Source organism: Clostridium sp. UBA6640 (genome assembly GCF_002455975.1).
Lineage (GTDB): Bacteria > Bacillota > Clostridia > Clostridiales > Clostridiaceae > Clostridium_J.
On record NZ_DKLM01000153.1, the window covers coordinates 1 to 7,763 of the forward strand.

The 7,763-nt window shown below is 28.0% G+C and carries 6 protein-coding genes; 4 read left to right on the forward strand and 2 right to left on the reverse strand.

What is annotated here, in order from left to right; translation table 11 throughout:
* Nucleotides 1-196 precede the first annotated feature (196 nt).
* Together B2W91_RS17545 and B2W91_RS17550 are read left to right on the forward strand one after the other, a co-directional pair.
* The gene (locus B2W91_RS17545; RefSeq protein ID WP_291583269.1) at nucleotides 197-805 is read left to right on the forward strand and encodes a DNA-3-methyladenine glycosylase; all 609 of its coding nucleotides are present in this window, start codon (nucleotides 197-199) and stop codon (nucleotides 803-805) included.
* A gap of 19 nt (nucleotides 806-824) precedes the next feature.
* Nucleotides 825-1,952 (forward strand): hypothetical protein, encoded by a 1,128-nt coding sequence (locus B2W91_RS17550; RefSeq protein WP_291583270.1) that lies wholly within the window; start codon nucleotides 825-827, stop codon nucleotides 1,950-1,952.
* 355 nt (nucleotides 1,953-2,307) lie between these two features.
* Here the strand turns inward: B2W91_RS17550 and B2W91_RS17555 are convergent, their stop codons facing one another.
* Entirely contained in the window at nucleotides 2,308-3,702 is a 1,395-nt protein-coding gene (locus B2W91_RS17555; protein ID WP_291583271.1) for an MATE family efflux transporter, read from the reverse strand.
* Between the two features lie 666 nt (nucleotides 3,703-4,368).
* Complete coding sequence (locus B2W91_RS17560) at nucleotides 4,369-5,346, reverse strand: tocopherol cyclase family protein (protein ID WP_291583272.1); 978 nt, start codon at nucleotides 5,344-5,346, stop codon at nucleotides 4,369-4,371.
* 303 nt (nucleotides 5,347-5,649) lie between these two features.
* Between B2W91_RS17560 and B2W91_RS17565 the strand changes: the two genes are divergently transcribed.
* A complete protein-coding gene (locus B2W91_RS17565; RefSeq protein ID WP_291583273.1) occupies nucleotides 5,650-6,225 on the forward strand; it encodes a CD3072 family TudS-related putative desulfidase in 576 nt (191 codons plus the stop codon).
* A gap of 323 nt (nucleotides 6,226-6,548) precedes the next feature.
* Nucleotides 6,549-7,409 carry a cation diffusion facilitator family transporter gene (locus tag B2W91_RS17570; protein ID WP_291583275.1) on the forward strand — a complete coding sequence of 287 codons (861 nt, stop codon included), beginning with the start codon at nucleotides 6,549-6,551 and terminating at the stop codon, nucleotides 7,407-7,409.
* Nucleotides 7,410-7,763: the final 354 nt, after the last annotated feature.

Consider the following 7,763-nt stretch of genomic DNA (forward strand, 5'->3'; position numbering starts at 1 on the left):
ATTTTATATTGCTAGTTTTTTAAAAAAAGTTACTCTGTAACTTTAAGAAAGAATTAATTTTGAATCTCTCAGTGGCAACCGAGAAATATCCATAATTGTGAATTGTGTACTGTGAATTGAAAATTTTTCATGGGTTTATTTATAGTGAAGGGATATAATAATTAATGTAATATATTAGGAAAGGGGTAGACTAGATTTGAAACTGGATAGAAGTTTTTATAGATGTGATTCAATTACTTTGGCTAAGAAGTTATTAGGGAAAAAATTAGTACATGAAATAGAAGGAGAAAGAATTTCAGGAATTATCGTGGAGTGTGAGGCTTATATGGGAGTTATAGATAAGGCTGCACATGTCTATGGAGGAAGAAGGACAGAAAGAGTAAAGGTTATGTATGGAGAATGTGGCTATGCATACGTTTATTTTATTTATGGGCTATACTATTGTTTCAATGTAGTAGCAGCAGAAGTTGAGACACCTCAAGCTGTACTTGTTAGAGCACTAGAACCATTAGAAGGATTAGAGATAATGAGTAGAAATAGATTTAATAAAGATTATGATGAATTGACTAAAACACAAATAAAAAATCTTACAAATGGTCCGGCAAAGCTTTGTAATTCACTAAAAATTAATAGAGAATTAAATGGAGAAGACTTATGTGGTGAAAAATTATATATTGAAGACAGTAATATTGATAATTTTGAAATAGTTGATTGCAAAAGAATAGGAATTGACTATGCAGAAGAGGCAAAGGATTACTTATATAGATTTTATATAAAAGATAATAAATTTGTTTCAAAATTTTGATGTATTTAGGAGGAGAACTTTGGAGGAATTATTTAAAAATATAACAGAGCTTATTGAAAAGATTGAAAACTCTAACATTAAGTGTAAAGCTGTAATAGGATTTGATGGTTTTGTAGATGAACTTGTTCATGCTGTAGACATTAGGAAAAGTCCAGATGAGTATGAAAGGATTAAAACACTAAAATCATTTGGAGAAAGAATAGCAAAAGCAGCAGGGCTGAGTACTAATATAGAAAAAGTTCCTCTTAAGATTAAGTTAGGAGGAAATGGACCTATAATGTGTGATACACTTATAAATCTAGGACTTGATTTAACTTATATAGGAGCATTAGGTGAAGATGATATACACGAGGTTTTTAGGGATATGGCGAAAAACTGTAGAACCATATCTATTTGTGATCCTAGTTATACTGAAGCCTATGAATTTGAAGATGGAAAGTTAATAACTTCTAAGCAAAGCTCTATGAAGGAGATAAATTGGAGTCTTATTGATAAGAAGATAGGGGTTTCAATTTTTAGAGAACTTATAGAAGAGTGTAAGCTCTTAGCTATGGTAAATTGGACTACACTTCCATATATGAATGAAATTTTTGAAAATATGATTTCTGAAATAAATCCTTACATAAAATCAACAGATAAGTTTGTATTTTTTGATTTGGCAGATATTGAAAAAAGAACAGAGGAAGACGTAATAAAAGTGCTAAAATTGATTTCTAATTTTAATTTAAAATTTAAATCTATACTAGGCCTTAATAAAAAAGAATGTTTTGATGTGGCAAAAGTTTTAAAATTATCTTCTATAAGTGAAAAAAATTATAGTAATATGGATTTAAAAGAAACCTGCAGGGAAATAAGTGAAAAAATTGATGCTTATGCAGTAGTAGTTCATCCTGTAGATGAAGCTTTATCATATTGCAATGGAACTTATTATCATACATTAGGACCATTTACAGCAAGTCCTAAAATAACTACAGGAGCAGGAGATAACTTTAATGCAGGTTTTTGTTTTGGACAACTATTAGATTTATCCATTCAGCTATCTTTATTATTAGGAACAGCAGTCTCAGGATACTATGTAAGAGAGGGTAAAAGTCCTAAAAAGGAAGAACTGGTGAATTTTTTAAAAGCTTGGAGAGATACATTATAGATAAGTTACTTTAAAATTTAATTTATAGCTCTATAGTATTTTAATTCACAATTCACAATGCAAAATGCACAACTTAGATTAGTGCACAATTCACAATTCACAGTGCACAGTTAAGGAAGAAATTATTTTTTAGAAAAATAATTTCTTAAAACATATTTTTTGACTAGCAATTTATATTGCTAGTCTTTAAAANNCATTGTGAACTGTGAATTGAATTAAGTTCGCCGCTACAGTTAATCAATTCTAAATTTTTCAGTTGCCACTGAGAAATATCTGAAATTGTGAATTAAGAGATTTAAGGATATATATTGCATTTAAGATAGTATATAGGAAATAAAAAAAGTGCTTAAATTCCTTAAGCACTTTTACCATCGTCTAAGCTACCTTCAATTAAAGAAGCTCTAAATTTTTTATTATTTACAATTAGTAACATAAATAAAGAAGGTAATAAGATTCCTTTAATTATACTGCTAATACTTATGCTCCACCAAACTCCGTTTAGACCTAACATCTCAGGTTTTGATAATATCATAGCTGCAGGTACACGAAGTCCCGTAAATATGACACTTATTAGAGCAGGAAAGGCGGTTTTACCAAAGCCATTAAAAGCACCAGTAGTAGTAATCTCTAAACACATAAATAATTGAGAAACTCCCAAAATCTTCAAATATACTATTCCCATTTTAATAGCTTCTTCTTCGGGAATAAAGTATGAGAATATTGGTCTAGCACCAAAAATTAATAGTGCAGTAGCAAATACTCCCACTATACTAACTACTCCAATAGCAATAAAGTATCCTTTAAATATACGATCATGCTTTCTTGCACCGTAGTTTTGTCCTACAAAGGCACTTAGTGCAGTGGAAAAGCCTCCAGCAGTCATCCAAGATATAGCTTCAATTTGTGAACCCACTTTTTGAACTGCAACAGCTGTATCTCCATGAACAGCAATAATTCTTCCTATTATCATAGCAAAAGAAGAAAATAATCCATTTTGTAATGCAACAGGAAGTCCCAATTTAACTATTTTAGATAAGTATTTTTTATCAAACTTTTTAAATATGTTTATTTTAAATAGCTCAAGGTCTTCTTTTTTCATTTCTCTTAAAAATAACATTGTAACTACAAATTGAGCTAGTACAGTAGCTATTGCAGCACCTAAAACTCCCATTTCTGGTATAGGGCCAAATCCAAAAATTAATAATGGATCAAATACCATGTTAAATATAAGTCCTACAGTGTTTATTTTAAAAGGAGCTTTACTATTTCCACTACCATTGAAAATCCCTGTTAAAACCGGATTTATAAAATTAAATACCATTCCTAAGGCAACTACAAATAAGTAGGTTTCTGCCATAGAAATTACTTCAGGACTGTTTAATTTAAAAAATCCTATTAAAGGAGCTTTGAATAGGATTAAGAATAATCCATATAAAATTGCTAGAATAATATTTAATTGAATAGAATTTGTGGCAACGCTTTTAGCATCATCATTATTATTTCTTCCTAAGGCTTGGGAAACTCCAATTTCTGCGCCAGCTTTAGATAATAATATAAAAGACTGACCAAACCATATAAAAAAACCAGCAGTACCTACTGCAGCTACAGCAAGACTTCCTACTCTTCCAATCCAAATCATATCTGTCATGTTATATGCCATTTGGATAAAAGAAGTTCCCATTATAGGGAGTGCTAGAGAAATAAGTGATTTAAAAATATTGCCATTAACTAAATCTGTTTTTTTACTCAATTTTAACACCTCCATTATTTTTTATTATAGTAATTTATAAGCTTCATTTTATAGTTAGATAATTAAAAAAACAGAAGTTTAATATAGTTAGAAAGCTTTAACATTAGAATTTAAAAAACTATGTTAAATTAACTATGATTTTTTATTTAATTATACTTTTTCATATTATGTAATAAACTACATATTGTCAATAAAAGATTAATATTTAACAGCCATCTATAGATATACTACTTTAGAATAACTACATCCTTGAGCTTTTCAGTTCACAATTCAAAATTCACAATTGTGGTGGAAATTATTTTTGATCAAAATAATTTCTTTTGAGAAATATTCGAAATTGTGAATTCAATAGTTTCAACTATGATACTGGAAAATATCAATTATTTTCACATATATATCAATTTTCTATATTAATTTTAATTGGGCTTTGATATATAATCAATAGAGAACTATATAGATTATTAATTATAAATAAAAATATTCTAAAGTGGTTATAGATGTTAACAACTTTAGAATATTATAGGATTGAAAAATAATTTCTTTTAGTCATATTAAATAAAATGATTATTGAAAATGTGACTGATATTTGTCGGAACAGGAGAAGACTTTGAGTGAATATAAACTGAAGTATATTCTTAAAATACAGTGTAAGTTAAAAGAGACTTATTATTTTAAATTTTTTAAGTCTCCACTAATTTCAAGACCTACGGTAGTTCCTATATCATCGAAAATTTTTTTATACTGTTTATTAAATACTTGTATATGTATCTTTGAGTTTAAACTTTCTCTTATGGTCCTCTCCATCTTACCACTGCTAGGTGCTTTTAATTCTACTCCATCTTCGTTAGTGGAACAAAGATTAATTTTAAAATTTTTATCCTCTATAGTTATAAAGAGTTTATTTCTTATAACAGCTATATCTTTTATAATTGCACCTGTATAAGTTGCAAAGTTTAATAGTACTCCATCGATGTAAAGAAAGCCTAGAAAGCCTACAAAATGATTTTTTAGCCAAGGTATTTTAGCTATAGAAAGCATAAAGGAGGAGTTACTGCTTTTAAAATTATTACATTGTAGCCATATCCATGAAGATGGAAAAGATTTTCCCCAATCTTTTTCAATATATCCTTTTCCACTATCTAAATTATAAAACTCCTCATTGATAATTAAGCTGCCTTTCAAGCTGTGATTTATAGATACTACTCCATGATAACATTCCATAAAAGGGACAAAGGAGTACCACCCCATAATTCCAGGCTTATGTATTTTACTAGGGAAAGGAACTGTATCTTGAAAATAAACTTTACCCTTTACCTTAAGATTATTATCATTTATTTTAATATCTATAAAATCTTTAGAAAATATATTATTAGCTATTTTTATTTCAAACTTATCTTCCCTATAAGAAAAATCCCCCATAGGAAAAGTGAAATATTTACTTTCACCAGTAGAAACATTAATGAATTGAATAAAACAGTGACTTTTTTTATTTTTTTCAAAAGATATTCCAGGAATAAATGCAAAAGCATTTTTTTCATCTTCTGATACTAGCTTAAAATACCAACCTTCAAAATAATTTCTTTTATTTAAATTTCCTTGAAAGATTGAGGGATTCCATCTTTTAAAAAAATTATTATGTAACATATTTGACTCCTTTTATTTTTATTAATATTGTTGACATATTTTATAGATTATAAAAAGATAATTAAAATTAAGGGTTTCTATGATAAACTATAATTTTTACTTTTGAACTTCAATTTTATGAATTTTAAATTACTAATTAATAACTGTTAGTGCTATAAAGTACTAATTGAAAAATAAATTTATTTTAAAACTATAGAATTTTCAAATAAACAATTAATTATCTATTAGCAAGTGGAATTGGAATAATACTATTTCAAAATGTATAATCATTGTTGGTATGATAATGTAATAGCGAGGTGCCTTATGAAAAGATCAAAGAAAATTTGTTTACTTGCTCATTGTATATTAAATGGAAATTCTAAAGTTGAAGGATTGTGCAGTTATAAAGGGGCAGTAAAAGAAGTAGTGGAGCTTTTGATAAATAAAGATTTTGGCATAATCCAACTTCCTTGTCCTGAAATCAATCTTTATGGAATTAAAAGATGGGGACATGTTAAAGAGCAGTTTGATACACCATATTTCAGAGAAAATTGTACAAGATTATTAAAGCCTATTAGTAATCAAATAGAGGATTATAAAAACAATGGCTATGAAATAGCTTTAGTATTAGGCATTGATGGAAGTCCTAGTTGCGGAATTAATTATACTTGTTCTTCTAAAAAGTGGGGTGGGGAACTAAGCGGAAATGAAAATCTCTCGGAAATATTAAATGATATTTCAACTATTAAATCTCCAGGAGTTTTTATGGAAATTCTTAAAGAAAATTTAGAAGATATAGGGGTTAAGCCTACTTATTTAACCTTAAATGAGAGTAATCTAGGGTCTTCAATTGAAATTATAGAGAGTTATTTTCCAGAACTTTCTGCTGAAGTTTTTTAGAAAAAATTTTATACCATAGTAAAAAAGATAAGGTTAGAAACTTATCTTTTTTACTATTAGAGCAGAAATTTTAAAAAGTTATATATAAATTTTTTATAACTGTAAAAATCATAGAAAATTTTATAAAAATCTTATTCTAAGGGCTTTTTGCTGATGGATTTCATTATGAACTGAAAGCCTGTATTTAATGATAATAATACTAAATACTGTTATCAATTGATAATAGAAGTCGTGAAAATAAAATTCGATAAAAGGGTTGATAAAAATGGGTTTGTTGCATATAATATCAGAGTAATGTATTTTCAATTGAAAGGGGAATTGGGATGGATAACTATAAAAAAGCGACAAGAGTATCAATTATTACAGCAATTATTAACGCAGTATTAGCGATATTTAAGGTAATAGCAGGAATTGTAGGAAAAAGTAGCGCAATGATAGCAGATGGCATTCATACCTTTTCGGATATAGCAACTACAGTAGTTGTTATTATAGGGTTGAAAATCTCTAATAAAGATGCTGATGAAAAACATCCTTATGGCCATGAAAAATTTGAGCCTGAAATTTCAAAAATAGTTAGCTTATTATTAGCAGGTACAGGAGTGTTCTTAGCTTATAATTCTATACAAATTTTATTGTCAGGAAATTTAGATACTCCAAAGCCTATAGCATTGTATGCTGCTTTAGTATCAATTGCTGTTAAAGAAGGAATGTATTGGTATACAATTATAACTGCAAGAAAAGTAAAGAGTATTGCAATGGAAGCAGATGCATGGCACCATAGGTCAGATGCTATTTCTTCTATAGGTACCCTTATAGGTATAGCCGGAGCAAGAATGGGTTTTAAATTTTTAGATCCTGTAGCTGGGGTTATAGTATCATTGATACTTATAAAGGTTGGAGTAGAATTTTATTTAAAAGCTACTGGTCAATTGGTTGATCAATCTGCTGATGATGAAGTTATAGAACAAATTAAAGAAGTGGCTGTTTCTATTGAGGGAGTAAAAGAGATAAATGATCTAAAAACAAGAAAGTTTGGAAATAAAATTTATGTTGATATAGAGATACAGGTGGATAAAAGTATAACAGTTGAAGAAGGCCATCATATTGCAAATTTGGTTCATGATAGTATAGAAAACACTATAGAAGATGTAAAGCATTGTATGGTTCATGTGGAACCAGATTAAAAAAGAAAGCTTTAGAATTATAAAATTCTAAAGCTTTTCTTATGTGTTAGAACTTTTTAAAAATATTATAAAGAGATATTAATATAAATTTTTATTTTATATATCAATATAGTATAGTAGTCTAGATTAAATATAGTATAATAATTGTAAGGTATACCATTATTATACTACTCTCAAATTTAATGTATGTCTGAATATAAGTTACCGTTTGATATATTAATTCACAGCTTTTAGATTAATGCACAATGCACAATGCACAATGCACAATTAAGGAAGAAATTATTTTTTTAGAAAAACAATTTCCTAAAACATATTTTTGACTAGCAATACAAAATTGCTAGTGATTATGGCGAA

Coding starts and splice junctions, on each gene's coding strand:
- B2W91_RS17560 (WP_291583272.1), bottom strand. CDS start 5,346: ATGTTACATAATAATTTTTTTAAAAGATGGAATCCCTCAATCTTTCAA.
- B2W91_RS17565 (WP_291583273.1), top strand. CDS start 5,650: ATGAAAAGATCAAAGAAAATTTGTTTACTTGCTCATTGTATATTAAAT.
- B2W91_RS17570 (WP_291583275.1), top strand. CDS start 6,549: ATGGATAACTATAAAAAAGCGACAAGAGTATCAATTATTACAGCAATT.